The sequence below is a fragment of the Fervidobacterium nodosum Rt17-B1 genome, from assembly GCF_000017545.1.
In the GTDB taxonomy this organism is placed as follows: domain Bacteria; phylum Thermotogota; class Thermotogae; order Thermotogales; family Fervidobacteriaceae; genus Fervidobacterium; species Fervidobacterium nodosum.
In genome coordinates this window covers 1,111,045-1,137,862 of the sequence record NC_009718.1, presented here as the reverse complement: position 1 = coordinate 1,137,862, position 26,818 = coordinate 1,111,045, and the positions used below count along the sequence as shown (strand labels likewise).

31 protein-coding genes and 8 tRNA genes are annotated in these 26,818 nt (G+C 35.5%); 17 read left to right on the top strand and 22 right to left on the bottom strand.

Annotated features, from left to right (window positions below; translation table 11 throughout):
- Positions 1-21 precede the first annotated feature (21 nt).
- The 16 genes from FNOD_RS05470 (at position 22) to FNOD_RS05395 (ending at position 5,245) form a co-directional block, all read left to right on the top strand.
- Entirely contained in the window at positions 22-510 is a 489-nt protein-coding gene (locus FNOD_RS05470; RefSeq protein ID WP_011994205.1) for a GNAT family N-acetyltransferase, read from the top strand.
- Between the two features lie 153 nt (positions 511-663).
- Positions 664-739 (top strand) — tRNA-Glu (locus FNOD_RS05465).
- Between the two features lie 34 nt (positions 740-773).
- Positions 774-848, top strand: a tRNA-Val gene (locus FNOD_RS05460).
- Positions 849-908: 60 nt separating this feature from the next.
- Positions 909-984 (top strand) — tRNA-Phe (locus FNOD_RS05455).
- Between the two features lie 146 nt (positions 985-1,130).
- Entirely contained in the window at positions 1,131-1,265 is a 135-nt protein-coding gene (gene rpmH / locus FNOD_RS05450; RefSeq protein ID WP_011994204.1) for a 50S ribosomal protein L34, read from the top strand.
- Positions 1,262-1,651: a ribonuclease P protein component gene (gene rnpA, locus FNOD_RS05445; RefSeq protein WP_011994203.1), complete on the top strand. Its 390-nt coding sequence runs from the start codon at positions 1,262-1,264 to the stop codon at positions 1,649-1,651. Before rpmH ends, rnpA begins: the two co-directional genes overlap by 4 nt.
- Positions 1,632-1,889 carry a membrane protein insertion efficiency factor YidD gene (yidD, locus tag FNOD_RS05440; RefSeq protein WP_011994202.1) on the top strand — a complete coding sequence of 86 codons (258 nt, stop codon included), beginning with the start codon at positions 1,632-1,634 and terminating at the stop codon, positions 1,887-1,889. Before rnpA ends, yidD begins: the two co-directional genes overlap by 20 nt.
- A 2-nt stretch (positions 1,890-1,891) precedes the next feature.
- Entirely contained in the window at positions 1,892-3,238 is a 1,347-nt protein-coding gene (yidC, locus tag FNOD_RS05435) for a membrane protein insertase YidC (protein WP_011994201.1), read from the top strand.
- A gap of 75 nt (positions 3,239-3,313) precedes the next feature.
- Complete coding sequence (gene jag, locus FNOD_RS05430; RefSeq protein ID WP_011994200.1) at positions 3,314-3,994, top strand: RNA-binding cell elongation regulator Jag/EloR; 681 nt, start codon at positions 3,314-3,316, stop codon at positions 3,992-3,994.
- Entirely contained in the window at positions 3,951-4,289 is a 339-nt protein-coding gene (locus tag FNOD_RS05425; RefSeq protein WP_041256920.1) for a cupin domain-containing protein, read from the top strand. The genes jag and FNOD_RS05425 overlap by 44 nt, the downstream gene beginning before the upstream one ends.
- 108 nt (positions 4,290-4,397) lie before the next feature.
- Positions 4,398-4,474 (top strand) — tRNA-Pro (locus tag FNOD_RS05420).
- Between the two features lie 3 nt (positions 4,475-4,477).
- Positions 4,478-4,553, top strand: a tRNA-Gly gene (locus FNOD_RS05415).
- A 27-nt stretch (positions 4,554-4,580) separates the two neighbouring features.
- Positions 4,581-4,657, top strand: a tRNA-Arg gene (locus FNOD_RS05410).
- A gap of 35 nt (positions 4,658-4,692) precedes the next feature.
- Positions 4,693-4,768, top strand: a tRNA-His gene (locus FNOD_RS05405).
- A 31-nt stretch (positions 4,769-4,799) separates the two neighbouring features.
- Positions 4,800-4,876 (top strand) — tRNA-Arg (locus FNOD_RS05400).
- A gap of 105 nt (positions 4,877-4,981) precedes the next feature.
- Positions 4,982-5,245, top strand: a complete 264-nt coding sequence (locus tag FNOD_RS05395) for a stage V sporulation protein S (protein WP_011994198.1) — start codon at positions 4,982-4,984, stop codon at positions 5,243-5,245.
- 56 nt (positions 5,246-5,301) lie between these two features.
- Here the strand turns inward: FNOD_RS05395 and FNOD_RS05390 are convergent, their stop codons facing one another.
- The 13 genes from FNOD_RS05390 to pyk form a co-directional block, all read right to left on the bottom strand.
- A complete protein-coding gene (locus FNOD_RS05390) occupies positions 5,302-6,483 on the bottom strand; it encodes a TIGR04013 family B12-binding domain/radical SAM domain-containing protein (RefSeq protein WP_011994197.1) in 1,182 nt (393 codons plus the stop codon).
- An 8-nt stretch (positions 6,484-6,491) separates the two neighbouring features.
- Complete coding sequence (locus tag FNOD_RS05385; RefSeq protein ID WP_011994196.1) at positions 6,492-6,734, bottom strand: DUF370 domain-containing protein; 243 nt, start codon at positions 6,732-6,734, stop codon at positions 6,492-6,494.
- A 23-nt stretch (positions 6,735-6,757) separates the two neighbouring features.
- Positions 6,758-7,822, bottom strand: a complete 1,065-nt coding sequence (locus FNOD_RS05380) for a DUF933 domain-containing protein (protein ID WP_011994195.1) — start codon at positions 7,820-7,822, stop codon at positions 6,758-6,760.
- A 36-nt stretch (positions 7,823-7,858) separates the two neighbouring features.
- Positions 7,859-8,785 carry a tRNA pseudouridine(55) synthase TruB gene (gene truB / locus FNOD_RS05375; RefSeq protein WP_011994194.1) on the bottom strand — a complete coding sequence of 309 codons (927 nt, stop codon included), beginning with the start codon at positions 8,783-8,785 and terminating at the stop codon, positions 7,859-7,861.
- 24 nt (positions 8,786-8,809) lie between these two features.
- Positions 8,810-9,796, bottom strand: coding sequence for a phenylalanine--tRNA ligase subunit alpha (gene pheS / locus FNOD_RS05370; RefSeq protein ID WP_011994193.1), 987 nt, complete (start codon positions 9,794-9,796; stop codon positions 8,810-8,812).
- A 24-nt stretch (positions 9,797-9,820) separates the two neighbouring features.
- The gene (locus tag FNOD_RS05365; protein WP_011994192.1) at positions 9,821-10,660 is read right to left on the bottom strand and encodes a DUF368 domain-containing protein; all 840 of its coding nucleotides are present in this window, start codon (positions 10,658-10,660) and stop codon (positions 9,821-9,823) included.
- Complete coding sequence (locus FNOD_RS05360; protein ID WP_011994191.1) at positions 10,653-11,282, bottom strand: metallophosphoesterase family protein; 630 nt, start codon at positions 11,280-11,282, stop codon at positions 10,653-10,655. The genes FNOD_RS05365 and FNOD_RS05360 overlap by 8 nt, the downstream gene beginning before the upstream one ends.
- Positions 11,283-11,307: 25 nt before the next feature.
- The gene (gene topA / locus FNOD_RS05355) at positions 11,308-13,416 is read right to left on the bottom strand and encodes a type I DNA topoisomerase (protein WP_011994190.1); all 2,109 of its coding nucleotides are present in this window, start codon (positions 13,414-13,416) and stop codon (positions 11,308-11,310) included.
- Between the two features lie 57 nt (positions 13,417-13,473).
- Positions 13,474-14,457 carry a 3'-5' exoribonuclease YhaM family protein gene (locus tag FNOD_RS05350; RefSeq protein ID WP_011994189.1) on the bottom strand — a complete coding sequence of 328 codons (984 nt, stop codon included), beginning with the start codon at positions 14,455-14,457 and terminating at the stop codon, positions 13,474-13,476.
- Entirely contained in the window at positions 14,454-15,548 is a 1,095-nt protein-coding gene (alr, locus tag FNOD_RS05345) for an alanine racemase (RefSeq protein ID WP_011994188.1), read from the bottom strand. The genes FNOD_RS05350 and alr overlap by 4 nt, the downstream gene beginning before the upstream one ends.
- Positions 15,549-15,595: 47 nt before the next feature.
- Positions 15,596-15,967 carry a hypothetical protein gene (locus tag FNOD_RS05340; RefSeq protein WP_041256917.1) on the bottom strand — a complete coding sequence of 124 codons (372 nt, stop codon included), beginning with the start codon at positions 15,965-15,967 and terminating at the stop codon, positions 15,596-15,598.
- A 31-nt stretch (positions 15,968-15,998) separates the two neighbouring features.
- A complete protein-coding gene (gene rpmB / locus FNOD_RS05335) occupies positions 15,999-16,220 on the bottom strand; it encodes a 50S ribosomal protein L28 (protein ID WP_011994187.1) in 222 nt (73 codons plus the stop codon).
- Positions 16,221-16,382: 162 nt separating this feature from the next.
- Positions 16,383-17,345, bottom strand: coding sequence for a pyruvate kinase (gene pyk, locus FNOD_RS05330; RefSeq protein ID WP_238374626.1), 963 nt, complete (start codon positions 17,343-17,345; stop codon positions 16,383-16,385).
- Positions 17,346-17,512: 167 nt separating this feature from the next.
- Between pyk and FNOD_RS05325 the strand changes: the two genes are divergently transcribed.
- Positions 17,513-18,700 (top strand): ISL3 family transposase, encoded by a 1,188-nt coding sequence (locus FNOD_RS05325; RefSeq protein ID WP_011993536.1) that lies wholly within the window; start codon positions 17,513-17,515, stop codon positions 18,698-18,700.
- 151 nt (positions 18,701-18,851) lie between these two features.
- Here the strand turns inward: FNOD_RS05325 and FNOD_RS05320 are convergent, their stop codons facing one another.
- From FNOD_RS05320 to FNOD_RS05280, 9 genes are all read right to left on the bottom strand, one after another.
- Entirely contained in the window at positions 18,852-19,289 is a 438-nt protein-coding gene (locus FNOD_RS05320; protein ID WP_041256915.1) for a pyruvate kinase, read from the bottom strand.
- A 156-nt stretch (positions 19,290-19,445) separates the two neighbouring features.
- Positions 19,446-19,883: a hypothetical protein gene (locus tag FNOD_RS05315; protein ID WP_011994186.1), complete on the bottom strand. Its 438-nt coding sequence runs from the start codon at positions 19,881-19,883 to the stop codon at positions 19,446-19,448.
- 7 nt (positions 19,884-19,890) lie between these two features.
- Positions 19,891-20,253, bottom strand: coding sequence for a glycine cleavage system protein GcvH (gcvH, locus tag FNOD_RS05310; RefSeq protein ID WP_011994185.1), 363 nt, complete (start codon positions 20,251-20,253; stop codon positions 19,891-19,893).
- 63 nt (positions 20,254-20,316) lie between these two features.
- Positions 20,317-22,647 carry an ATP-dependent DNA helicase RecG gene (gene recG / locus FNOD_RS05305; RefSeq protein ID WP_011994184.1) on the bottom strand — a complete coding sequence of 777 codons (2,331 nt, stop codon included), beginning with the start codon at positions 22,645-22,647 and terminating at the stop codon, positions 20,317-20,319.
- Between the two features lie 26 nt (positions 22,648-22,673).
- Positions 22,674-23,807, bottom strand: a complete 1,134-nt coding sequence (locus FNOD_RS05300) for a THUMP domain-containing class I SAM-dependent RNA methyltransferase (RefSeq protein WP_011994183.1) — start codon at positions 23,805-23,807, stop codon at positions 22,674-22,676.
- On the bottom strand, positions 23,791-24,357 hold the full coding sequence (locus FNOD_RS05295; protein WP_011994182.1) for a hypothetical protein: 567 nt from the start codon (positions 24,355-24,357) through the stop codon (positions 23,791-23,793). Before FNOD_RS05295 ends, FNOD_RS05300 begins: the two co-directional genes overlap by 17 nt.
- Complete coding sequence (gene rlmB, locus FNOD_RS05290) at positions 24,354-25,058, bottom strand: 23S rRNA (guanosine(2251)-2'-O)-methyltransferase RlmB (RefSeq protein WP_011994181.1); 705 nt, start codon at positions 25,056-25,058, stop codon at positions 24,354-24,356. Before rlmB ends, FNOD_RS05295 begins: the two co-directional genes overlap by 4 nt.
- Positions 25,059-25,085: 27 nt before the next feature.
- Positions 25,086-25,841, bottom strand: coding sequence for a nucleoside triphosphate pyrophosphohydrolase (mazG, locus tag FNOD_RS05285; RefSeq protein ID WP_011994180.1), 756 nt, complete (start codon positions 25,839-25,841; stop codon positions 25,086-25,088).
- Positions 25,814-26,803, bottom strand: a complete 990-nt coding sequence (locus FNOD_RS05280; protein WP_011994179.1) for an NAD(P)H-dependent glycerol-3-phosphate dehydrogenase — start codon at positions 26,801-26,803, stop codon at positions 25,814-25,816. The genes mazG and FNOD_RS05280 overlap by 28 nt, the downstream gene beginning before the upstream one ends.
- Between the last annotated feature and the right edge of the window lie 15 nt (positions 26,804-26,818).

Here is a 26,818-nt window from a genome sequence, read left to right as displayed (position 1 = left end):
TAAACCAAGCGAGGTGATGTTATGCCGGATTTACTCGTAAAGTTGTACGAATTACCAAAATTGGCGCCCATAATAGAAAAACTAAAAGCTCAAGGAATAGAAATCAAACGCCCCATAGGACCAGAAAAGTATTTCGTGGTAGAGTGGGTAAGGAAAAAGTTTGGAAATCATTGGGCAAGCGAAACGGATATGACGTTTTCCAACAAACCCATATCATCGTTTATAGCTATCGATACAAATAAAGAAAACAAAATTATTGGTTTTGCTTGCTATGATGCAACCATGCGTGGATTTTTTGGCCCCACAGGGGTTGACCCAGATTATCGAGGAAAAGGTATCGGTACAGCATTACTACTTGCTTGTTTATATGACATGTTCAATGTTGGATACGCCTATGCAGTTATCGGAGATGCTGGACCAGTTGATTACTACAAGAAAACTGTAGATGCGATAGAAATTGAGAACTCCGAACCCGGGATATATAGGCATATGATCCGAAATATCGATTAATTCAATAATTTAAGAGCTTTTGCGATTAGCTGTAACTCAAAGTTAACTATCTTTTTTCATACATAATTTATATAAACTACTTGACAAAAAATTTTTCTTTGGTATCATAGGTAACGGTTACTCACTTCATGGGAACATGAAGAAAATAGTAACGCCCCCATCGTCTAGCGGTCTAGGACACTGGCCTTTCAAGCCAGCGGCACGGGTTCGAATCCCGTTGGGGGCGCCAGATTTTTCTAAAAAGAAAGTTATGAAAGCAGAGTGGGTGCGTAGCTCAGAGGGAGAGCGTCTGCCTTACGAGCAGAAGGTCGTAGGTTCAAGTCCTGCCGCACCCACCAAATGAAAGAAAATAAATTGAAGCGATTAAAGGATAAAAACATATAAAGCATATTACAGGTGGCCAGGTAGCTCAGTTGGTAGAGCAGTGGACTGAAAATCCACGTGTCGACGGTTCGATTCCGTCCCTGGCCACCAGTTGTTTTTTTAATATATAACATAATTATTTCAACTTGTATATTGCAGTTATTGAATTTTTTGATATAATTTCTTATAGTCCGATTTTTAAAATCCAAAGAAATAATACTACATCAGATTTTGGAAAAGAAAAGGAGGAAAGAGTTATGAAGAGAACATACCAACCTTCACAAAGAAAGAGAAAAAGAACACACGGATTTTTGGCGAGAAAGTCTACACCAGGCGGAAGAAAAGTTCTTAGAAACAGAAGAAGAACAGGTAGATGGAGACTCACAGTTTGATAGAACCTAAAGAAGTAAGAAGATATACTTTCAGGAAAAAAGAACGCCTGAAACTCAGGAGAGATATAACCCTTTTATTTAAAGAAGGTAAGTCCGTACAGAATGAGTATTTTGTTATTATTTACAGAAAAAATGGACTTGATTACAGTAGGATAGCTATTTCTGTAAAGAAGAAGTTTGGGAAAGCGAACCGGAGAAATAAATTGCGAAGATGGGTAAGAGAATGTTTCAGGACAAATAAGTATAATATTTCCAAAGGTTTTGACTTTCTCATTATTGCAAGGAAGAATTTGTCGGAAAAGTTTGATAAAGCAGATTACCGGAGTATTTGCAGTTCACTATTGAACGTTTTTGAGAGGATAATTGATGCGGAAAGTAATACTTAAGTTGATTAGATTTTACCAAAAGTATATTTCACCACTTAAACCACCAACATGCAGATTTGAACCAACATGTTCCACTTACACTTATCAGGCAGTGGAACGTTTTGGTATTCTTAAGGGTTTGCTCCTGGGTTTCTGGCGTGTTCTTCGTTGTAACCCCATTTCAAAAGGTGGACATGATCCAGTTCCTACTGAATTTTACCTTTTTAAAAAATCAAATAATAGTCTAAGGAGGCGGTAAAATTGAAAAAATCAACCGTCGTTTTTTTGTTATTTGTACTGTTGGGGATATTAATCGGGGGCGTTGGATTTTCTAGTATTTTTGTGGAAGAACGTGTTGACTCTATTGTTGTTACAAGTAAGTATTTACAAATTGAAATAGGAAAAGATGGTAATCTTTCTAAAGTTTCTCACCTTCTTGGTAGAGCGTTTTTGTTTTATGTTAACGATAACGATGGTTTTGATATTTATAATGAGAATAATATTGAGATTTCAGAAGGCACACCTACATATACTATAAATTATGGTGAAAAGGCAGAGAAAGATAGTTATAAATCATTACAGATAACTTTTGATTATCCAAATCGGCTGAAAAAAACCTATATATTTGATGATAAACTTATAACGTATTCTTATAAGGTAAAGATTGAATCACCAGATTCAGTAAAAATTGCGCTTCCATTGATATGGTCAAATGATACGGTTAGATCCGCTATGAACTTCTTTGTTTCTTTTAGACCTGATAAAGATTACGCTTCGATTGTAAAATTTTCCGGTAAGTTAGATGGTACAAAGGTTGTAGGGAATAGCTTAGAGTTCTTTGTTTATATGGGACCTTACAAGAAGACAGTTTTAAAGCATGTTTTTGGAGAAGATAGTGGAAGGCTTATAGAACTTATCAAAACAATTCCTGGTGTTGGTACATGGTACAGTTTCATTGCCGATGGACTTACCGAGTTTTTCAATTGGATAAACACATTTACAAGAAATTTTGGATTGACGATTATAGTCTTTACGATAATTGTAAGGTTAATATTGTATCCATTCTACCATGCGCAGACAAAACAGATGATTCAAATGAGGAAACTCCAACCAGCTGTTGAAGCTATAAAGAAAAAATATAAGGATCCTCAGAAACAGCAAGAAGAGCTCATGAAGCTTTACAAAGAGAATAAGATAAATCCATCGAGTGGTTGTTTGATGTTGCTCATACAATTACCAATTTTTATGCTCCTTTACGGTGTTATCCAAAGTTATCAAGAACTTTTCTCTGTTTCGGGTGGATTTTTGATTTGGAAGGACCTCTCAGCAGGTGGTTGGGGAGCAAACTGGTTGTTCCTTATTATCACTATTCTAACATCCTATTACCTCGCGCTTATAACAAGCCAAGATTCAAGAACGGCATGGCAGCAGATAATAATGGGTGCCATATTCCCATTCTTCTTTATTAACTTGCCAAGTGGTATATTCTTGTACTGGACGATGAACTCTATCATTCAACTTGTTATAACATTCTACATTTACAAGCGATACAAAATACAAGGTTTAACACAACACGAACTTTGGGGAATAAGGCCGAAGAAAAAATAATAAATTTATTTTCTTGTAAAATATGATGTGGTTAGTTGAACTGGATGGAGAAAGTGTGAATGGAGAAAGTGTGAGGTGATAGACTTGAAGAGATTAAACTACATTGGAAAGACAGTGGATGATATTCTTGAGCAGTTTAAGATTGACTATGATGTTTTGGAAGGTGAGTACGAGGTAAACGTTATTGATAAGGGAACACACGGTATATTTGGTTTGTTTGCACGTGACGCTGTTGCGGAAATAACTATTACAAATAAGTATTACGAGAGAAAATTAAAAGACTTTTTGGAGAATATATTTAAATACTTCGGTATTGATTATTTTATTGAAGTCACAAGTAGGGGAAAAACATTTCTTGCTTCATGTCACAGCGAAGAGATTGGAAAAATTATCGGTAAGCACGGTAAAGGTTTGGGTGCTCTTCAACATTTGGCGAATATATTCTTAAATAGAATAACAGATACAAAGGTTACGGTAATTATCGACGCTGGTAACTACAGAGAAAAAAGAAGAGAGCAACTTAAGCAGATAGTTGAACATGCAATTGAGAAAGTAAGGAAGATTGGAAAGGTCAAACTTGACCCAATGTTTGCTTTTGAGAGAAAGATTGTCCATGAGATAGCCAAGAAGTATTCTGATATACACACATATTCTGAAGGTTTAGAACCTTACAGGTACGTTGTTATAGAAAAGAGAAAGGGGGCGCACAGGAATGAAGATAGGAAACATCAACGAAATGCAACCACAAGAAATTAATGGTGGCCAGATATTAAAACGTGTTTTGATAGGTCCAAGGGATGGTGCACCAAATTTTGTTATGAGATTGTTTACGTTAAAACCCGGTGCAGCAACACCTTATCATACACATCCATGGGAACATGAAGTATTTATAGTTGAAGGGGAAATAGATGTTATAAGAAAAGACGGTAAGCAAAGAGTCACAAAAGGTTCATATGTTTTTGTTGAACCAAACGAAGAACATCAATTTCAAAATAATGGAAATACAGAAGCATCATTTATATGTGTCATTCCAAAAGAAGGCGGAGAATAATCGAAATAACTAAAAATGGAATAAATACAATTTTAACTTTAATGTTTCACACTCTGATACTTGACATGCTAATAAGCACATGTTATAATAACTCACGGTCTTGGTAATCGGGGCGTAGCGCAGTTGGCGAGCGCGCCGGTCTTGGGAACCGGAGGTCGCTGGTTCAAGCCCAGTCGCCCCGACCAGTTGCGGGTGTAGCTCAATTGGTAGAGCATCGGCCTTCCAAGCCGAGGGTTGCGGGTTCGAGTCCCGTCGCCCGCTCCAATTTTTTTAATTTTTAGATTTCAGGCAGCGGCCGTAGCTCAACAGGATAGAGCATCGGACTTCTAATCCGAGGGTTGTGGGTTCGAGTCCCGCCGGCCGCGCCAGAAGATTCAAAAAATTAATAGTAAGATTATTTGTGGTGGCTATAGCTCAGCTGGCAGAGCGCCTGACTGTGGATCAGGTGGTCGAGGGTTCAAATCCCTCTAGCCACCCCAGTTTTTTTATAGATGGTATCTATGTTTGTGCGCGCTCGTAGCTCAACTGGATAGAGCGTCGGACTTCGGATCCGATGGTTGCGGGTTCAAGTCCTGCCGGGCGCGCCAGTAAGGTAAGAAATTTAGATAATTTTTTAATTTTTGCCGTTCAAACACTCTGATTAGACTACAAAGATTGTGATTTTCAGACGTCAGAAAAAAGGAGGTATTACCATGGAAGTACTAAAGGTTTCTTCAAAATCTAACCCAAACAAGGTTGCAGGCGCTTTAGCAGGTGTTATTAGAGAAAAAGGAAAAGCTGAAATTCAAGCGATCGGTGCAGGAGCTGTTAACCAAGCAATTAAGGCTGTTGCAATTGCAAGAGGTTACCTTGCACCAAGTGGTTATGACTTGGTTTGTGTCCCAGCTTTCACGGACGTCAACGTTGAAAATGAAACAAGAACAGCTTTAAAGTTTATTATTTTCCCAAGAGAGTAAAAAAATTATAATTAAAAGGCTGGTTTCAAAACCAGCCTTTTTGTTTTATTACTGGATTATTCAATTTTTTGTGAAACAACTTTTCTTGCAAGTTCTTCTTGTTTGGTCCAATACCCATCTAATATTCCTTGCGATGCAAGTGTACCTAAGAATTTGTAATGATAGTTTTTTAGTATTCCCGGTCCAACATTCCAAAGGGGTGTGCCCGGAAGAGGCATAAATGTATGGGCGTGGATTTTTGCGTTGTATTTTTTTACTATTTTTTCTATGAATTTAAATGTTTCTTCGACATCTTCTTTTGTTTCGAATGGGAAGCCGAATATGAAATCAACTTTTGCGTAAAAGCCATTCTGAGCCAATATTTCTAACGCCTCTTCTACTTTTTCTACAGTATGACCACGTTGGATTTTCTCAAGTATCCTGTTGCTCCCACTCTGTGCACCTATTACTATGTAATCGTGGTTTACGTACTTTTTTATTATTTTTAAGACTTCGTCAGTAACACTCTCTGGTCTTACATCTGATGGGAATGTACCAAAATATATCTCAGTCACACCGGTGGCTTTTACTTTATAGAGTAACTCGTCTATTGCTTCAAGATTAGGTGTAACACCGTTCTTACTCCCGTATCCAAACGCGTTCGGAGTGATGAATCTCGCGATTGTTTTGCCATATTTGACAGAAATTTTCTCGTATTCTACAATCTGTTCTATACTTCTGTGTCTTACAATTTTTCCTGCCAAGCGCGGAGTTTGACAATAGCCACAGTTAAATGGGCATCCTCTTGATATTTCTAATGGCATAAATAGTTTTTTCTTTTCGCAAATGGCAGGATACTCATCAAGGTTAATACGCTTCGATATTCCATCAAAAATTCGATTTTCTGGTCTCTCGCCTAAGAGAAATCTTACGATATTTTCCTCACCATCACCGGTAAAGACATAATCGAAACCAATTTTTAGCGTTTCTTGAGGCAACGCTGTTGCGTGCGGTCCACCTGCTATGATTATATATCCGTGTTTTTTCAATTCTTGCACTTCAACCTTAACGATATCTATGTCAAAACTCATAAATGAATAAGCAACTACAGTACCCTCAACAGGGTACTGTAGTATATCGCTTATGCTTTTTGATTCAATTACATCTATATCAATCCGCGATAATATCGCGCCAACTAACGCGGTTATACTGTAACGATTATGTTTGTTTGTTCTAAATAATATTCTTTGGAATTCCATCTAATTATTTAATCACCCCATACTTTTTTCCTAACTTCTTTTGCACTTTCAGCTAAAAGTAAACTGTGACCACTGTTTAGAAATATAACAGTTCGACATTCTTTACCATACGAAACGTTAAGCATTTTTCCTCCAAGCTGGTTGCTCGCTCTAATTCTTCTTGAGATAGTTGAACTTATAGGAACAATTGCAACTACCCTGTCTCTAACAACGTATACATTGTCGTTTATTTTGACAATAGGGTCTGACATGTTAGCCCTCCTCTCATTAAATTTTAAATGTTAAACCTAATAGTAATTATATCACCATCTTCTATGATGTGCTCTTTTCCAACCAGTTTCATTAATCCAGCATCTTTTACAGCCTTTTCAGAGCCTAGTTTTATTAAATCTTCGTATTTTATAATTTCTGCTTTTATGAACCCTCTTGCAAGGTCTGTATGAATTACTCCGGCCGCATCGACAGCTGTTGAACCTTTTCTCAATGTCCATGCCCGGACTTCGTCTTTTCCTACTGTAAAGAATGAGATTAGACCAAATTGTCTGTAAAGTGCATTTGAAAGTCTTTGGATACCGGTTTCTTCAACACCTAAGTCTTTTAGTAATTCCATTTTTTCCTCTTCGCTTAAAGCGTTTAATTCCATCTCAAGTTTTCCGCAGAGTTCTACGTACGCAAATCCATTTTTCTCGCATAATTTCACGATTTCATCTTTTGTTTCATAGTTTTTATCTGTGAATTGCTCCTCATCTAAGTTTACGACTATGGCGATAGGTTTAAGTGTTGCTAAAGAAAACCCACCTAACATTTTTTTCTCTTCTTCGCTGATTTCAATTTGTGAAAGTAGCTGTTCATTTTCAAGAGCTTCTTGTATTCTTTTAAGCAGTTTCAATTCAATTTCTTCTTTTGGTTCCAACTTTCTTTTGGCGTTTTCCAGTCTTTCTATACGTCCCATCACAACATCAAGGTCTCTGAATAAAAATTCATCTAATGTTGCTTTGAGTTGGTCTATAGGTTTTTCTACTTCAGGGTACGGTACGGAATCGTTTTTAAAAGCTCTAACTACAATAAGCATTGCCTCAACATTTTGTAGTAAGTTAAATACCGCTGTTCGTTCTTTTTTGTCATTTATCTTTAAAGCTGGTGTATCGAAAAATTCTAATGTTGCGTAAGTAACTTTTTTTGGTTCGTACATTTTAGTTAATATATCTACTCTTTTATCGTGTACCTTTGCCGTTCCTCTTTGGTGTTCTTGAGAGAAAAGGTCAACTTCTATACCAGTTAAAAGTGAGAATATTGTTGTCTTTCCAACTTGTGATAATCCGACGATGCCAACTTTCATAGCCATGCCTCCCGTCTACTTACATTAATTGGTTTCCTAATCAAGTCTAAATACTTTTTCCAAAGTTAATATGCGCTCGTTTCTCGATTGTTTTTTTAGTGTTTCTATAAAGCTTGAGTTACGTTCAGCCATTGCGATGGCTATTAATTTTCCATCGGCAAATATTTGAACTAAGTCATCTTTTTTGAAATTATCGTATGATATTAAATCTTCCACTTTTGGGTGAATTCCGTTGTATACTTTTGTTTTATCTAAGATGACAATTTTTGGTAAGTCTAAGATTTCTTCCATAGGGATTACATGTCCTTTTACCTTTTCAATGTTTTCATCTATTCTTACCGCATTTCCAACATCAAATTTTCCTACTTTTGTTCTTCTCAATTCAACTGTGGTTGCTCCGCAGCCTAGTTTGTAGCCTATATCCATACAAAGGCTTCTTATGTATGTTCCCGCGGAGACTTTTGTTGTGAATTCAACGTATGGTAATTCGATTTTTATATCAGATATTTCATATATCGTTACTTCTCTTGGTGGAAGATTTATTATCTTGCCTTCTCTTGCAAGTTCGTACAACTTTTTACCCTGGTATTTTTTCGCAGAATAGGCAGGTGGAACCTGCTTGTAAGTGCCGATAAATGAATTAATCGCTTCTATGATTTCCCTTTCCGAGTTGTTAATGTTATTTTCTTCCATTACTGTACCGGTTATATCGAATGTGTCTGTGATAATTCCTAATTGCATTTTTACTTTGTATACTTTTGTTTCGCCTTGTAGGTATTCAAGAAGTCTAGTTGCTTTACCAATTCCTACAAGCAATAAGCCCGTTGCGAATGGGTCTAACGTTCCAGCGTGTCCTACTTGTTTTACATTGAAAATATTTCTGACTTTGTTAACTATATCATGTGATGTTGGCCCTTTATCTTTATCAACGAGTAAGAGTCCTGAAATTATTTTCTGTTCCATTGTGTTCCTCCATTTTAGCGAATTTTACCAATTTTCAAGGAACCTCACATCGTTCCTGACAAGATCTCTTATGTCTTTAATTCCGTATTTGACCATTGCGATTCTTTCGATACCGAAACCGAATGCAAGTCCTCTCCATTCTTCTGGATCGTAACCAACATTTTTAAATACGTTTGGATGGACCATTCCGGAACCGAGGACTTCGAACCATCGGTTGTTGAAATATATGTCAACTTCAAAGCTCGGTTCTGTGAATGGGAAAAAGCTTGGTCTCAAACGTATTTTTGTGTTTTCACCAAGTAGTCTTCTTGCGAATTCTTCTAAGAAGTATTTTAAATGTTTTACTGTGACATCGTGGTCAACGTAAAGTCCTTCCATTTGTGTGAACATTGGAAGGTGCGTTGCATCATAGTCTCTTCTGTACACCCTACCTGGTGAGACTATTGCGAGCGGGGGTTTTCTTGATAACATTGTTCTAATTTGAACCGGTGATGTGTGGGTTCTTAAGAGATGTTCATTATCTATATAGAATGAATCGTGCTCATCTCTTGCAGGGTGCCACTCTGGGGTGTTAAGCGCGTCGAAATTGAACCAAGGGGTTTCTACCTCTGGACCTTCAACAACAGAAAAGCCCATTGAAATGAATATATCTTCAAGCTCATTCCTTACTTTTGTGAGTATGTGTAGATGTCCAACTGACCTAATCGCACCTGGCATTGTTGGATCTACCCAAAGCTTTTTGTAAGCTTCTTCTTTTTCATATTCGGTTATCTTTTCCTTTTGTTCATCTAAGAGTTTTTCTATGCTTTCTTTCAACTCATTGACAACTTTACCGAAAATAGGCTTTTCTTCATTTGGAAGGTCTTTGAGTTGTTTCATTAAACTTGTAACGATACCGGATTTACCTAAGTATTTAACTCTTAAGTCGTTTAATACTTTACTATTTTCAGCATTTGTAATTTCATTTTTTGCCTGTTCGAGTATAGATTTCGCTTCTTCACGGTAAGACATTGAAAATCCCCCTTTGTTTTACTTTTATTGGTTTTTGTTAACTTTTTCTATTAATAATACAGATAAACTACCTATTGCTATCCATGTAAGCATCCATAATGTGCTACCTCTACCGTGGAACGAAGGAGTTATTGGGTAAAGAGAGCCTGCAACGAGTCCAAGAATGAAGTTCAAAATTGATTCTCTTGCTTTTTCAAACCAGACTTTGAGGGCTTTTGCGATTATTCCTATACCAAAAAGTACGCCAAATCCAAGGATAACTAGAAATAGCAAATCACTTGAATTGAAATTCCCAGATTTTATATTTGTTATCTTCGAGACCGTATCTATAGCTCTTTCGTAAAATCCAAGGAGCATCAATACTAAAGAGCCACTTAAACCCGGTAAAATCATCGAGGCACCTGCAAGGGCACCAGAGACGAATAGGTAAAAATAGTTAATATTAGTGGGCTTTGTTACACTAATTGAACCATTTGAGTGAGATAATATATATGGGATTATTACAATTGCCGCACCTATGGCGAATTCAAGTATTTTAAATTTCATTATGTCTTTCTTCAAATTAAAAAGTGAAAAAAGGATTAAGCCAAAGAAGAAGCTGTATGTGTAAAATGAATAGTTGTTAAATGCCCAAGATAATACCTTACTTCCGCTTAAAAGACCGATAATTTGCCCTATTCCTAAGATAAGTATAAATATGAAATCTTTCTTTTTTAATGATATTTTAGTTATTTTATTTATTATATCTATCAATCTTTCAAAGACACCTGTGATTACAGCTATTGTGCCACCGCTAACTCCCGGTATGACATTTGCTAATCCCATCAAAAAGCCTGCAAAAATAGGTTTAATTATGCTATCCATTTAAGCATTCCACCTCCACTTTCTTAGATAACGTTAGATTGTATGCTGTGAGTTTGCCACCGTAGACACACCCCGTGTCTATACCTATTTTATCTTCTCCTATAAAAACATCTTCAAAAGGTGTATGTCCAAAAATGACTATGTAACCTGTATTGTGCTTTTTACTTATAAACTCTTCTCTAATCCAAATTAAGTCTCTTTTGTCTTGTTTTTCAATAGGAATGTTTGGTCTTACACCACCATGAACAAATAAGTATTTATCTTCTATAAAATAGTATTGTGTATTTCTAAAGAATTCAAGATGTTCGTCGTTGTACAATAAATTTTGAAGGTTGCCGTAACTTCTCCAAGTTGCTGTGGCACCGTTTATAACCCAAAGATACGTATCATCACCATTATCAATAACATCCAAGAGCATTTGTTCATGGTTACCTCTTAAAAAAATACAATCTGTTCTTTTTGATAATTCTATAAGAAAATCTACAACACCTTTCGAATCAGGGCCTCTGTCTATATAATCGCCTAAGAAGACAAGTTTATCATTTGGCGTTGGTGATATTTCGTTAATCAATGTTTCCAACGCATTGAGACAACCATGTATATCGCCTATCGCCCATAACATTACAATGCCTCCACCGAGTTATGCATCACTTACTTTTTTTGCTTTTATTAGTTTGTTTAGATTGATTTTTAGCCGATTTTCGCGAAGAAGTTTTGTATCTGTAGTAATTCTTTTTGCTAGAGTATCCCGATTTTTTTTCATTAGCTTCGTCTTGAGTTGTGTCGCTTTCATCTTCTGTTTTTTCATCTTTTTCTTCGATGAAGTACATTTTACCTTCAAGTAGGACACCAAGTTCATCGATTTTTACAGACTTATTTGTATTGCATTTTTGACAATTAAGATACAAGCCATATTTTCCAACTCTTAGATGGTATGGTTCTTTACACGTTTCACAGATTTTATTAGTTTCAAAGTTTATTGTGAAGAATTCTTTCCCTGCGTTTTCCAAGTCTCTACCGAATTCTTTCATAAAATTCTTTATTACATCTTTCCATTGTGCTGTACCATTTTCAATTTCATCAAGTTGTTTTTCCATCTCAGCCGTGAAACCTTTGTCAACTATATCGGGAAATTTCTTTTCAAGATAGTCATTTACTACAAATCCAAGTACAGTAGGAATAAGTGTTTTTCTATTCCTTATAATGTACTTTCTATTTAATAATGTTTGGATTATCGTTGCATAAGTGCTTGGTCGTCCTATACCTTCACTTTCTAAAATTTTTACAAGAGATGCCTCGCTGTATCTATCAGGTGGTGTTGTTTCCGCTTCCGCTGTTTTTGGTAAAACATCGTAACTCTCGCCGATTTTTAACTCTTTGTGTTCCTCACTTATTTCGTTATCTGTGCTGTATACAGATTCAAAACCATCGAATATTCTCTCGCGTATAGAAGCTTCAAATATGTAATCTCCTGATTTAAAATCGTAACTGTATTGCTTATAAATGGCACTGCTCATTTGAGATGCGATAAACCTTTTCCAAATCAATTCGTACAATCTGTAATGGTCTTTATCTAAAAGTTTTTGCGCTTCTTCAGGAAGAAGATTTACGTTAACAGGTCTTATACATTCATGTGCGTCTTGAACTTTGGCTTTACTTTTTTCTTTTGAAGTTTTTCTTATCTCATCTCCGAGATAGTCTTCGCCAAACTTTTTTGATATTAGTTCTTTTGCAGCTTCTTTTGCCTCGTCGGAAATTCTTGTTGAATCTGTACGCATGTAGGTTATAAACGCTATGTGACCTTCCGGCGTGTCTATACCTTCGTAAAGTTCTTGAGCGATTTTCATCGTTTTCGCAACTGGAAATCCAAGTTTGCTTGAAGCATCTTGTTGCAGTGTACTCGTTATAAAAGGTAAGGGTGGATTTTTCTTTACTTCTTTTACGTCTATGTCTATTAAATTGACGCTCTTAACGTTTTTTAAAACATCATCGGCTATCTCTTTTGTGATATCGGTTGGTTTTAATTTTTTGTTGCCAATTTTTGTGAGATTGGCTTTAAGTCCTGCGATTTCAATCCAAACTTTGTAGTATTTTTGAGGTACAAATTTTATTCTTTCCCTTTCACGTTCACAGAGAATTTTTAGAGCAGCCGATTGAACGCGTCCAGCGCTTTTGGCATCTTTTATTATCTTCCAAAGAAGCGGACTGATTTTGTAACCAACGATTCTGTCAAGCACTCTTCTTGCGAGTTGGGCATTTACTTTCTTCATATCTATCTCACGTGGTGATTTAACCGCTTCTTGAATTGCCTTTGGCGTGATTTCGGAAAATGTTATTCTATTTTTTCCATTTATGTTTAAAATAGTTGCAAGATGCCACGCGATAGCTTCTCCTTCCCTATCAGGGTCGGAAGCGAGAAGCACTTCTTTACCTTTAACTGTATTTTTAATCTGCTCAACGACTCCTTCTTTTCCCGGAATTATTTCAAAAACAACATCTAAGGATTTTAAGTCTACTCCGAAATCCCTTTGCGGAAGGTCACGGATGTGGCCTTTAGATGATATAACCTTGTATTCCTTTCCGAGAATGTTTTCTATTGTTTTTGCCTTTGCAGGGGATTCAACTATAATAACTTTTGAAACGTTTGAATTATCGATAATTTGAGATGAAGATTGAGATTGTTTCTTTTTAGTTTTATCAGCTTTTTCATTAGAAGATGAAGACTTTGTTGTTTTCTTTGTCTCGGATTTTGCCATGAATTATCACCCTCATGTTTAAATTTATATAGTTTATATAGTTTATATAGTTTCAAATCATTTGAGCAGGAATCTTCTGCTCAAATTAGTATCGTATTCGCTCCATTCTTTTCCGTCGTTTTCTTTGTCCATTATCTGAAAGACTCTATTTAACTTCGAATCCATATTTTCAATGAAGTGTAATACTAATGCCTCCGGCGTTTTGGGTACCACAGGAGAGCCCCATTCAAATTCACCGTGGTGTGAAGCGATAAGGTGCTTCAGTTTTATCAGCTTATCATAAGGAATACCTTTAACTTTTCTATCTAAATATTCTACCCCCATTATGATATGACCGATTAACTCACCCTCTGTTGTGATTTCGATACCTTTTTGATTGATGGTGTACTCTTTGACTTTTCCAATATCGTGCAAAAGTGCACCAGCAATGAGTAAATCCCTGTCTAATTTATCGTAAATTACGCAAACTTTATCTATTATCTTTGCAACGTTTAATGAATGTTCAAGTAAACCACCGATGTATGCATGGTGTATTCTCATTCCAGCAGGTGTTGTCTTAAATGCTTCCGCAAAGCTTTTATCCTCAACGAAGAATATTTCAAGTACTCTTTTATAGTCTTTATCTTTTACAGAGTCTATAAGTTCAACGAGTTGTTTGTACATTTCCTCAGGATTACTTGCTTTTGAAACAAATCGCTCAATGTCGTATTCTGATTCATTTAGTTTTCTCAAGGCATTATCAGAGTTTGATATATTTATTTGCAACCTTTCTTCAAAATATACTACGCGACCAGTTACTCCAACTATCGTTCCATTTTGGATTATTTGGTCATTTTTTTCTGCGTTATACCAATCTACCGCCCTGATGCTTCCAGTTCTATCTTCTAATGTTAAAAGCAGGAATTTTTTTCCATCCTTTGTTTCTTGCAATTTTTTACTACGTACTTTGAATATCCCATCTATTTCCCTTTCAACAAAATTTTCTAACTCCTCGATGTACGGAGCTTTCAATTTTTCAAGAATCTCTTTTGGTATATTCACAATTCCAACCCCTCATATTTTCGTGGTACACGCTCTGATATTCGGCATGTAACCTCGTAATTTATTGTTCCAACAAGTTTTGCAATCTCTTCAGCGGTGATGATGTTATCGCCTTGTTTACCAATTAATATAACCTCATCACCAATTTTTACGTCTTCTAAATGTGTAACGTCAACCATAAATTGGTCCATGCAAACCCTACCAATAATGGGACATTTTTCACCATGGATAAGTACATATCCTTTATTTGATAAATGACGCCAATATCCATCGGCGTAACCTACTGGAATTGTTGCTATTCTCATCTCAGTGAACGCTTTGAAAGTCCTACCGTAACTTACGGAATCGCCAGGTTGAATTGTCTTCACATGTGAGACTGTCGTTTTCCATGAGAGAACAGGTTTTAATTGCTCACTGTAAACACTATCACTTGGTTGAAGACCATAACTGGCAATTCCAACTCTTACATAATCAAAGCAGTTAACGATTTTTGAAACAGACGCTCCACTGTTGCAAAGATGCTTTATCTTAACATCAAGATTCAAATTTGCGAATTTTTCTACCTGTTGCTGTGTAAATTTTACATCCTCATCATCTAAGCTATCTGCTACTGCAAAGTGTGTATAGGCTCCCTCAACTTCGAATCCGACGTTACGCGCGGATTCAATGAAGTCTTTGGCTTCTTCCGGATAAACACCTAACCTTCTCATTCCGGTATCTATTTTAATATGTGCTTTTGGGCGCCATACGTATTTAGTGTACTTCCACAATTGTTCCCAAGAATATAGTGTAATTGTTATATTGTTTTCCATGGCGATGTGAAGTAAATCAGGTTCAATGTAATTGAAAACGAGTATATCTTTAGATATACCGTGTTTTCTTAACTCGATAGCTTCTTCTAAAAATGCGACGGCAAAGTAATCAATGCCAATTTTTTGCGCAGCTTTTGCAAGTTGAACTGCCCCATGACCGTACGCGTTAGCTTTAACGACGGGCATCACCTTTGCGGGCGCGCAGTGTGTTTGAAAAAATCTTAGATTGTCTAAATAATTTCTAACATTTATAACTGCATAAGTCCTCCTGCTTTCCATGAGAACACCCCTATCCAATCTTTCCAATTTTGAGTAATTCTTCCGTCTTAAAAATGATTATCACTTTTTAAAGTTCTAATTTTAGGAGACTTGTGATTTAAATTTATCTTTTCCATAGGTGGTAAATAATACATTTTCCACATAGTCCTAATCTTTGTGGAAAAAATGCCATTTTCTATATCTATTATATCACTCAGCTTTACTTTAAAAAACATAGATTCAAGGAATTCGCCATTAATTTTTATATTTAAGAAAAAAGCTTCTGCTGTTAACAGCAGAAGGCATAGGTAACTTATCGTAACTATAGTATTTGCTATTGTTGAAAGTTGCAAGGAAAAAAGATAAAACACAAAAGGTGAACTAATTAATAACACAACGAAAGTGAAATATTTGTAAGTTTTTCTCACTTTATATATCATACTTCAAAAAAAGCGGGGAAAACCCCGCTTTTTATGCCTCCAATGCTACGGATTGTGATTTGCTTACGTATCTTCTAACTTTTCCTGCTTTTAAACAGCTGGTACAGACATTCATTCTTTTAACTGTTCCATCGTCGAGAAGAACCCTTACTTTTTGAACATTTGGCTTAAACCATCTGTTTGTATGTCTGTTTGAGTGGCTAACGTTTTTACCAGCTCTTGGTTCTTTTCCGCATATTTCACATTTTGCCATCTTTGATTCCTCCCTTTATTTATTTTCCGTTTCTAATATTTTATTTTATGCTTAAAGAAAAAATAGTGTGATGATAAAACATCACTCGTATATTATACCAATTATCTTGTTAAATTCAAGAGGGTAATTGTATATTTCATATTAAATTTTTAAAATAGAGTTTTAGAGTATTGTTTGTACTTGGACTGTATTTGTTGTTCCTGGTTTACCCCACGGTATACCAGCTACTATTATAACTTTGTCATCTTTCTTTGCTAATCCAAGCGATTTGGCTTTGTTTACGACACTTTCAATCATCTCATCTGTTGTTAGTTTTTCTTCTAACATGACAGGTATTACACCCCAAGTAAGGCATAGTCTATGGAATGTTTTTGAATTGTTCGTAGCTGCCATAACAGGAATGGATGGTTTGTACTTTGAAATGCTTATAGCTGTTGTCCCTGTATTTGTAGCTATTATTATAAGTTTTGCCTCTACATTTTTTGCAAGATTTGTGGCAGCATATGAAATTGCGCTTGTTAAGTCAAAACTTGAAGAGTATTCTTTTAACCAGTCGAATTTATATGTTTCGTATTCTTCCATATATTGTTCAGTATTCTTAGCAACTTCGTCCATAACTCTTACCGCTTCGCATGGGTATTTTCCAATTGATGTTTCTCCAGAAAGCATTATAGCATCGGTACCATCTAATATAGCATTTGAAATGTCCGTTACTTCCGCTCTTGTTGGGGTTGGTTTGTTTATCATGCTTTCAAGCATCTGGGTTGCGGTTATGACCGGTTTCTTGTAGAGGCTTGCTATCTCAATTATCCTTTTTTGCGCAATCGGTACTTGAGAAACTGGAATTTCTACTCCCAAGTCGCCCCGCGCAACCATAACAGCATCTGCGACACTGACAATTTCCTCTAAATTGTCTAATGCTTGAGCTGTTTCAATTTTTGCTATGATAGGGATATCTGTAAGTTCCTTTGCCATTTTAACATCTTTCGCTTTTCTGACAAATGAGAGAGCGAAGTAGTCAATTGCTTCTTCGTTACCAAGTCTAATGAATTCTTTATCTTTATCTGTTATCGATGGTATAGAAACATCTACGCCTGGTAAATTCACTCCACGCTTGTGTGTAATTGTCCCACCACGGTCTACTTTGCAGATAATTGTTTTTTTAGGCTCTATAATAAATATTGGGGTGGGTAAAAAGGAAAAAATATAGCACTTATTCTGAATGCCTGCTATAATAAAAACTGTTTTATGACAAAAAAAACACTCAAAAAGAAAGGAGGCATCCAGAATAAGTGCTCAAATCTAATTATATCACTGAACTTTTAAAATCGAAAGATATTATTCTTCACCAAATGAATGAGAATGAAAGTGAAATAGAACTTCACATAAGTCAGGTACAAAAGCCCCACAAATGTCCTAAATGTGGTAATATTACAAGTAAGGTACATGATTATCACACACAGAAGGTAAAAGACGTACCTATAATGGGCAAGAAAACATATTTGATTATAAGAAAGAGAAGATATGTCTGCAAAGCATGTGGGAAGAAGTTTTTTGAACACATAAGTTTTTTAGGCAAATCTCAAAGGATGACAAATAGACTTGCAGCATATATTATAAGTCAACTTGGAAGTTTAACAAGTATGAAGGAGGTAGCAAAATACACAAATGTTTCAGTGACAACAGTTATGAGATTGTTTGATAAAGTAAATCCAGGTCAAACTGTAGATGAGTTTTCTTCTGAAGCAATATGTGTAGACGAGTTTAAAGGCAATGCAGGTGGAGCAAAATATCAATGTATATTTGTAGATCCTGTAAAAGGGCAAATAATCGAGATTTTGAAAGATAGAAAGCAAAATATTTTAATTGAGTATTTTAAGAGGCTGAAAGGTAGAGATAAAGTAAAATATTTTATCTGTGATATGTGGAGACCATTTGTAGAGGTAGCAAAAACATATTTTAAAAACGCTAAAATAGTGATAGACAAATTTCATTTTACCCGATACGTTTATTGGGCTTTAGAAAATGTGAGGAAAAGGGTACAAAAGGAATTAGGAAGTAATTTGAGGAGATATTTTAAGAGGAGTAGGAAGTTGTTATTGAAGAATTATGAAGAACTTGAGCCTGAGCAAAGAGAAGAATTAGAAGTAATGTTTTGGTATAGTCAAGATTTGAGGAAAGCCCATCAACTCAAAGAAGAATTTAAGAGAGTGTTAAAGAGCAGTAATTCTGAAGAAGCAAGACTCGTATTAAAAAAGTGGATAGAGAGAGCAGAGCAAAGTGGACTTTCTGAATTTATGAGATGTGTAAAGGTTTTTAGGAGCTGGTTTTCTGAGATAGTAAATGCATTTGATGTTCCATATACGAATAGTACGACAGAGGGTTTTAACAACAAGATAAAAGTATTAAAGAGGAATGGATTTGGATACAGGAATTTTGAAAGATTCAGGAAGAGGATTTTGTACAGTTGTGGTAGATAAGTTGAAAAAGTTGAATATTTAAAAACCCACTATATGAGTGGGCAAAAGTGGTATTAGTTTTTTTAGATTTGATTGCCTATAATATACATTAATAACATTTAATGTATGCTTGAAAAAGCTAAAAAGGTGGGCATTCAGAATACCCACCCCACTACTTGACAAAGAGCCTTTTTTTATCTTTTATAACTTCCTCCACCGTAAGCGCAATTGCACCATCGTTTATAAGGATTTTTTCAGAAGGTTTTATTTCTTCGTATAGTTTGTCGTAGTTTATCCAAAATTTTTGCTCATTTCCGACGAATTCCTCACCACAGACGATTTCAACATTGCTACCATTTTCAAGTGTTACGTATTCTTTATCAAATTTTCCTGTTCTAATTTTCGGACCAGCCAAGTCTAAAAGTATAGCAAAATTGTATCCTTTCTCTCTAATTTTTTTGAGTCTATGTATCCTTTCTCTGTGGATTTCTATGGTTTCATGCGAAGAATTTAAGCGAAATACGTTAACCCCACACTCAATGAGCTTAACAATATTATCCTCTTGTTCACAGGCGGGACCTATGGTAGCAACGATTTTTGTTTTGCGCATCTTATACACCTCCATTGATTAAATTTAATCTCTGTTTTTCCTGAAAATTATACCATAAATTTTAAAAATAAAAAACAAGAGGCATCTTATTTAAGATACCTCTTGTTTTTAAACCAATCCGGATATTTTTAGCTATTAATCTCTAATTTGTAAAGTTTATTCGATGTTCCACTTCATTAAACCAACTATAATGCAAATTACAAATGCCCAGGTTAGTGATAAAAGAGGAATAAGCGCAGCACTTTTAACTGTGAAAAAGTCAATTACGTTAATTAACACCATGATAATTCCTAATACAAAAGCTTTTCTCATGCCATTTCTAACTCTCAACTCGCTAAAATCTCTAGCTATTATAAAGGTTAAAATGGCTATTATTACGTAGGCAACAGGTGATATTGAGAGCCCTAATTTTGAGAAGAAAGATTTAAAATCACCAGAGAAAAATCCAACTGAAATAAGTATGTAAACTACTGATACCACGTTTGCTATGTTCATAGAAGCTTTAGACTGTTGGATAACGGCTAATATCAAAGGAACAGCAAGTACAATATTTGCTATGAACATTAATACGGAGTAAGCGTTTATATTCGTCATCTTTAAATTATTCCCCCTCTAATATTTTTTTGTACTCTTCTTCTGTAAGAAGTTCTTCAATTTCTGATGGGTTAGTTGGTTCGATTTTTACAAGCCAACCTTCACCTTCTGGATCTTGGTTAACAAGCTCCGGTGTTGCGCTGACTTTTTCGTTTACCTCAACGATTTTTCCACTAACTGGTGCGTACACATCGCCTGCTGCTTTAACGCTTTCCAATGAAAGTATTACTTCCCCTTTTTTAACTTCTTTCCCCACCTGTGGGAGGTCAACAAAGACGATATCGCCAAGTTGTTCTTGAGCATGATTAGAAATTCCTACCAAACCTGTTTCTGTATCGAACCATTCGTGAGTTTTTGCGTACTTTTTCATACCCCGATACCTCCTTGATAAATTTAATGAAGTTCTTTTCTTATTATAACATAATGAAAAACTTTATCCAACATCTAAAAGTTTGATTCTATCACCGTATAATTCAAATACCTTTTTTATTATACTGCTTTCAGCTCGATTTTCAATTATCCATTTCGCGTCTTCTCTTGCTAGCATTATTAACTCTGAATCAGAAATCAGATCAGCTACTTTAAAGTCCATCATTCCATGTTGACGTGTTCCAAAGAATTCACCAGGTCCTCTAAGCCTCATGTCGTATTCCGCAACTTTGAATCCATCTGTTGTACTGGCAAAAAACTGTAATCTATCCCATGCTTCTTCACCTGCTTCGCTTACAATTAAGAAACAATAGCTCTGTTTGCTTCCTCTTCCAACTCGTCCACGAAGTTGATGTAATTGCGCGAGTCCAAATCTTTCGGCATTTTCTATAACCATTATTGTTGCATTAGGCACATCAACCCCGACTTCTATAACGGATGTTGAGACCAATATCTTTATTTCACCCTTAACAAATTTACTCATAACTTCGTTTTTTTCAAAATCTGACATCCTTCCATGCAAAAGCCCCATAGGTATATCCGCAAAAGCTTCTTTGCTTAGTTTTTCATACATATCTTCAGCTGCCTTTGCGTTTATTTGGTCGGATTGTTCGATTAGTGGATATACTATGTAAGCTTGATCGCCGTTTTCGATGATTTGGTCTTTGACAAATTTGTATACTTCTTTCGCGCGTGTATGTTTTAACGTAAATGTTTTTATTTCTTTTCTTCCAGGTGGCATTTCGTCGATAATGGACACGTCAAGGTCACCGTATAAAGTCAGTGAAAGTGTGCGGGGGATAGGAGTTGCCGTCATTATTAGCGTGTCAACAACCTTACCTTTTGATATCAATTCTTCTCTTTGTTTAACGCCAAATCTGTGCTGTTCATCGATAATTACAAGTCCAAGGTTGGCAAAGTGTACATCTTCTTGAATTAGCGCATGCGTACCTATGATTACATCAAGGTCACCATTTTTGAGCGCGAATTTAATCTTGTCTTTTTCCTTTTGACTCGTGGAGCCAATTAGCAACGCTACACGTATTCCCAAATTCGTTAAGTGGTTAAATATTTTTTGATAGTGTTGAATCGCAAGTATTGATGTTGGAACCATTAATGCACTTTGGAAACCTGCCTCGTAATTATCTATTATCGCAAGTTCCGCGACTAATGTTTTACCACTACCAACATCACCTTGCAAAAGTCTGTTCATAGGATTTGGACTCATCAAATCTTGTCGAATTTCGTTATGGGCTCTGATTTGTGCGTTTGTGAGTTTGAATGGCAGTGAATTTACAAATTTTTCGGCTAATTGACCGGAAAGTTGTTTAGCAATACCACCGATCTTTTCAACATTTTTTCTTGAAATGAAGAGTGCCAACTGGAATAACAACAATTCTTCATAAGCAAGTCTTTTTCGACTCAATTTCTGATGGAACGAACTTCTTGGAAAGTGCATTCCAATGTACGCTCTTTTGATGTCTAATAGTTTTCTGATTTCTACTATTTCATTTGGAATAACGTCTTGATAATTACACACTGCCGATATGTTGTCTTCTATAATTTTCCTCAGAGTTTTTTGCGTTAAGTTTTCTGTAAGTGGATATATCGGTATTATTTCGCGTTCAGGAGAGTTGCTAAGACTTATTTCAGGATTTTGTATTTCAATCGCTCCGAAAAATCCTCGCTTTGGTGTGCCTGAGACATAAACCTCTTTATTAATGAGTTGCTTTAATTCAAGTTCTTTGAATTCTTGGTTGAACCACTTCAAAACAACCTGACTTATTCCATCCTGTAGTAGTGCACTGATAATGACTAAATCCCCTTTTTTAATTTTTTCAACACTTTTAATTATCCCCTTGGTAGTTACTTTCTCATTTTCCCTTATAAACACAATAGGAATTATTTTTCTCCTATCTTCGTAATCTCTTGGGAAGTAGTTTATTAGATCTCCTATAGTTTCAATACCTAATTTTTTCAACAATTTTTCTCTTGAAGGTCCAACACCTTTTGCGTATTTAATTGGTGTATCAAGTGGCTTTGGAACGTCTGAACATTCTAAAGTTGAAGTTAGGTAATTGTACTTGAATCTTTCTACCATTCCACTGACTTGTTGTAGCCTTTTTAGGGCTCTTTCGATAGGTAATTTTTTTGAAGAGAGAATATATTCCGTAAATTCGCTTAATTTTTGTTTTATTTCGTTATCCAACAGTAAGGGATCATCTATTTTATCGAAGTTATCTTCGATATATTCGATAAGTTCGTTTAAACTAGTTTCCTCAATTTTTTTTGCTATTTGATAACAATTGTCTAGGAATTCTTCTATGAGAAGCATATTTCACCTCTCTATGATTAAAAGTTTCAATAGTACATATACAGATATGTCCATATTCCACTATTTTGGAATTTAAATTTTTTTGTTGCTTTGCCAAAGTATTTTTCAAAATCTTCAGATGGATGGATTAAATAAAATTTTCCTTTTGGAAATTTTTCTCTTAATATTTTTATTTCTTTAAGAATATCCACCTCTATTCTTTGACCGTATGGTAGGTTTGAAATCACATAAGCAGGTTCATTAAAGACAGGAAGTTTTCTGAAGTCGGTACATTTGAAATCTATATTTGTGTTGATGTTAAATAATTTTTTTGCTCTATTGTAGTTTTCTTTTGCGATATTTATCACTTGACAATCTACGTCTGATGCGTATATTTTTTTATTTTCAGTCTTAATGTTTTTTCCATTATTCTTTTTTATTATTTCCCATTCTTTCTTTAATATTTTCCAATTTTCTGAAACGTACTTTCTTGAAATATTTGGGACTTCTAATATTGCGGCTTCGATTGGTATCGTCCCACTGCCACAGAATGGGTCAAATAATGGAATTTCACTATTCCAATGCGATAAGATTATTACTCCAGTCGCTATCGTTTCTCTTATTGGAGCTTTACTCGCTTTTATTCTGTACCCTCTTTTGTGAAGACCGATATTTCCAGTCGTATCGAGTAATAGATAAACCGTATCATCCTTTAGGATAATTATAAATGGATATTCTGGACCTGTTTCGTTACTTCCCTTTATGTTATCTAAGATAGCTTTTTTCACAACCGACGCTATAGCCCCGGTTGCACTAAGTTTTGAATTAGTGACCTTTATTTTCTCTATAGTGATTTTCGCGTTTGGTTCAACGTAATCTTTTACACCACTTTTCAGAATATTATCGTAAAGTTCATCGAATGTTTCAGCGAAAAATTGAGAAATGAGTATAGCGATTCTATCTGCAGCTTTGAGTTTAGTATTTATGGAAGGGGTATCTTTCAAATCGGCGGTAAAAAATATCCTCCCGGAGGAGGAATATGTTATTTTGTAATTGTTTTTTCTTAGTTCATTAGCTAAAGCACCTTCTAATCCTGATGTACAGAACGCAACAAAAGTCGTATCACCCATTTTACTATTGTTAGAAAGTATGTTTTGAATATATTCATTTTTCTTTTTCATTATCGTTGTTGTTTTCTCCTTTCGATTTTTTCACATGCCATATAGTATGTTTGTTTTTGCTTTCTTGCTTAGTGAAGTATGAGTCATCTATTACAACGTGCGTTGTCCCTTCAAAAATTATTCCTTCGTTAATTTCTGCTTTCGGGGAAAACAAGACTCTATTTACCGCATTGGTGTAAATCACTTGACCAAAAACATTTGTTTTTGAAATTTGTGCGCCAATCCACATTTGGGCTTTTCTGTAAAAATATTTTGAAGGATATGATGTTTTGTCAAAGCAGATGAAAATGTCAGGCGGTAATTTTACGTAATTTTCTGCGATGCCTATCTCATTACCAATCAATATTCTGAATATATATTTATCATATTTTATATCTATCTTTTTATCGATTGTGTATTTCAATTCCTTGAAATGGTATATATGGAGCTTCAAACCGTCGAAATAAAGAGTGTAAGGAACAGCAAAATGGTGTCCTTTTATTGTTGTTGTTATAAAAATTTCCGGTTCGTATTCATCGATAAATGAAGGTTCTGCTGATAAAATTATCATCCACCCATCTCTCTTCTAAGTACTTCGTATATTAATATACCAGCACTTACAGAGACATTCAGTGAATCTATAGGGGTCTTCATCGGTATTGAAACAAGTTCATCACAGGACTCTTTCACAAGTTGTCTAATTCCACTTCCCTCGTTACCAAACACAATGCCTAAAGGTCTTTCAAGTTTTACTTCCCAAAGTGGTTTACCACGCATGTCGGCACCGTATATCCATACACCTTTATCTTTCAATTTCTCAATGTATCTTGCGAGATTAACGGTTATAACTATCGGTATTCTAAAAATAGTACCAGCCGATGCTTTAATTGAACCCGGCGTAACATGTGCGCTATTATCTTTCGTCAGTACAACCATATTGACACCTGCGGCTACAGCTGTTCGAACAATGGCTCCAAGATTTTGCGGATCTTGAACTTGGTCTAATAAAACTATAAATGGGTTTTCTGGTAAGTAGCTTTCGTCAGCATATTGGAAATCGCCAATATCTATAACAACCCCTTGATTTTTTTCCTCACCACAGAGTTTTTTTAAGACATTTTTTGGTGCTATGGTGTACGGTAATTTTCTTTCTTTTACTTGTTCAATTAACTTATCTAGTTCCTTATCGTGTGAATCCGAAAAGTAAATTAACTTTACTGGGTGGTTGCTTGTCAATATTTCTTTTAGTACATTCCTACCGTATACTATCACCTATTCCACCTCTGGTTAGATGATTTTTTATCTATTTTCTTTTACTTTATTCCAATATTCGTCAAGTTCTTCGAGGTTTAATTCTTCTACTTTTTTATTATCCATTTCGATTAACTTTTCCATCTTTTCAAATCTGCTAATGAATTTCTCTGTGGCCTTTCGAATGGCTGTTTCGGGGTCAACATTTAAGAATCTTGATAAGTTAACTATGGCAAATAACAAATCGCCGACTTCTTCTTCAACTTCTTCTGGTGATTTTGCGTTTTTAAGTTCATCGATTTCTTCATGAACCTTGTTCCATACGTCTTCAATTTTTGTCCAGTCAAAACCAACACCAGCAGCGTTTTCTTGGACTCTTCTTGCAAGTGATAATCCAGGTAGCGCGTGATTCACATCTCCAATACTTGTTCTTTTCTTTTCACCTTTTTCTTTTGCCTTTATTTCTTCCCAACGTGCATATGAATAACCTTGAGCATCACCAAAAACGTGCGGATGTCTTCTTACTAACTTATCGTTCAAGGTGTCTATAACATCATCTATGTTAAAAACCCCACGTTCTTTCGCGATTTGTGAGTGAAAAACAACCTGTAACAGTACATCACCTAATTCTTCTTTTAACTCTTCATCATCTTTCAAATCTATTGCGTTTAATACTTCGTAAGCTTCTTCGATAAGGTATGGCTTTAAAGATTCATGTGTCTGAGCTTTATCCCAATCGCAGCCATTTTCTCCTCTAAGTGTAGCCATTATTTCGACTAATCTTTCAAATTTTTCTCCAGCCATTTTTTTACTTCCTCCATCTCCACTTTTAATGTACGATTCATCAAAGATTTTATAGATTCAAGTGGTGACTTTTTATTGTAAATTACCTCATAGACTTCCTTCATTATAGGAAGGTCGAATTTGTGACCGTAATTTTCGATTATTGCTTTGCAAGTGTACGCTCCTTCAACAACTTCCTTACTTGCTTGTAGTAAATTTATAGGGTCAAACTCTTTTGTTAGCATTTCACCATAGCGTCTATTTCGACTATGTTTGCTATTACATGTAACAACCAAGTCGCCTAATCCAGCAAGTCCCATGAACGTTAATGGATTCGCATCAAAATGCATACCAAATTTTATCATTTCGTACAAACCGCGTGTAATAAGCGCAGCTTTTGCGTTATCCCATCCTCCAAGTCCATCTACTATACCGGCAGCGATGGCTATAACGTTCTTTAAAGCACCGGCGAGTTCAATGCCAGTTACATCATCGTGGGTGTAGACTCTAAAATATTCATTTGAAAATTCTTTTTGGAAAACTTCTGCGTTACTTCCAGCAACAACAACAGCTGTTGGAAGCTTTTTCGCAACTTCTTCAGCATGTGATGGACCCGATAAAATAGCATATTCACAACCTAAAATTTCATGCACAATTTCAGATATTCTTTTTCCGGTTGCTATCTCTATTCCTTTAGAAAGATTCAGTACAATACTTGGTTTATAATCAATCATCTTTAGTACATTTCTTATAAACTGCGTCGGTGTTGCTATTACAATGACATCGAACTCTTTGCCAATGGAGATATCACTGGTTACATATACATCTAAATTAGCGTCTATGTGTGGCATAGTTTTCGATGTATTTAACTTTTGGGCAAGCTCGTTGGTATGTGCCCATAAAAGAACGTCATGACCATTTTCTTTAAGTAATTGTGCGATTGTACAACCCCAGCTTCCAGCACCTAAAATAAAATATCGCATGGAGTCACCTCTGTT

What these genes read in the sequence shown, in the direction of transcription:
- FNOD_RS05470 (WP_011994205.1), top strand. Translation starts at nt 22, where the DNA reads ATGCCGGATTTACTCGTAAAGTTGTACGAATTACCAAAATTGGCGCCC.
- rpmH (WP_011994204.1), top strand. Translation starts at nt 1,131, where the DNA reads ATGAAGAGAACATACCAACCTTCACAAAGAAAGAGAAAAAGAACACAC.
- yidD (WP_011994202.1), top strand. Translation starts at nt 1,632, where the DNA reads ATGCGGAAAGTAATACTTAAGTTGATTAGATTTTACCAAAAGTATATT.
- FNOD_RS05425 (WP_041256920.1), top strand. Translation starts at nt 3,951, where the DNA reads ATGAAGATAGGAAACATCAACGAAATGCAACCACAAGAAATTAATGGT.
- FNOD_RS05395 (WP_011994198.1), top strand. Translation starts at nt 4,982, where the DNA reads ATGGAAGTACTAAAGGTTTCTTCAAAATCTAACCCAAACAAGGTTGCA.
- FNOD_RS05390 (WP_011994197.1), bottom strand. Translation starts at nt 6,483, where the DNA reads ATGGAATTCCAAAGAATATTATTTAGAACAAACAAACATAATCGTTAC.
- FNOD_RS05385 (WP_011994196.1), bottom strand. Translation starts at nt 6,734, where the DNA reads ATGTCAGACCCTATTGTCAAAATAAACGACAATGTATACGTTGTTAGA.
- FNOD_RS05380 (WP_011994195.1), bottom strand. Translation starts at nt 7,822, where the DNA reads ATGAAAGTTGGCATCGTCGGATTATCACAAGTTGGAAAGACAACAATA.
- truB (WP_011994194.1), bottom strand. Translation starts at nt 8,785, where the DNA reads ATGGAACAGAAAATAATTTCAGGACTCTTACTCGTTGATAAAGATAAA.
- pheS (WP_011994193.1), bottom strand. Translation starts at nt 9,796, where the DNA reads ATGTCTTACCGTGAAGAAGCGAAATCTATACTCGAACAGGCAAAAAAT.
- FNOD_RS05365 (WP_011994192.1), bottom strand. Translation starts at nt 10,660, where the DNA reads ATGGATAGCATAATTAAACCTATTTTTGCAGGCTTTTTGATGGGATTA.
- FNOD_RS05360 (WP_011994191.1), bottom strand. Translation starts at nt 11,282, where the DNA reads ATGTTATGGGCGATAGGCGATATACATGGTTGTCTCAATGCGTTGGAA.
- topA (WP_011994190.1), bottom strand. Translation starts at nt 13,416, where the DNA reads ATGGCAAAATCCGAGACAAAGAAAACAACAAAGTCTTCATCTTCTAAT.
- alr (WP_011994188.1), bottom strand. Translation starts at nt 15,548, where the DNA reads ATGGAAAGCAGGAGGACTTATGCAGTTATAAATGTTAGAAATTATTTA.
- FNOD_RS05340 (WP_041256917.1), bottom strand. Translation starts at nt 15,967, where the DNA reads ATGATATATAAAGTGAGAAAAACTTACAAATATTTCACTTTCGTTGTG.
- rpmB (WP_011994187.1), bottom strand. Translation starts at nt 16,220, where the DNA reads ATGGCAAAATGTGAAATATGCGGAAAAGAACCAAGAGCTGGTAAAAAC.
- FNOD_RS05320 (WP_041256915.1), bottom strand. Translation starts at nt 19,289, where the DNA reads ATGCGCAAAACAAAAATCGTTGCTACCATAGGTCCCGCCTGTGAACAA.
- FNOD_RS05315 (WP_011994186.1), bottom strand. Translation starts at nt 19,883, where the DNA reads ATGACGAATATAAACGCTTACTCCGTATTAATGTTCATAGCAAATATT.
- gcvH (WP_011994185.1), bottom strand. Translation starts at nt 20,253, where the DNA reads ATGAAAAAGTACGCAAAAACTCACGAATGGTTCGATACAGAAACAGGT.
- recG (WP_011994184.1), bottom strand. Translation starts at nt 22,647, where the DNA reads ATGCTTCTCATAGAAGAATTCCTAGACAATTGTTATCAAATAGCAAAA.
- FNOD_RS05300 (WP_011994183.1), bottom strand. Translation starts at nt 23,807, where the DNA reads ATGAAAAAGAAAAATGAATATATTCAAAACATACTTTCTAACAATAGT.
- FNOD_RS05295 (WP_011994182.1), bottom strand. Translation starts at nt 24,357, where the DNA reads ATGATAATTTTATCAGCAGAACCTTCATTTATCGATGAATACGAACCG.
- mazG (WP_011994180.1), bottom strand. Translation starts at nt 25,841, where the DNA reads ATGGCTGGAGAAAAATTTGAAAGATTAGTCGAAATAATGGCTACACTT.
- FNOD_RS05280 (WP_011994179.1), bottom strand. Translation starts at nt 26,803, where the DNA reads ATGCGATATTTTATTTTAGGTGCTGGAAGCTGGGGTTGTACAATCGCA.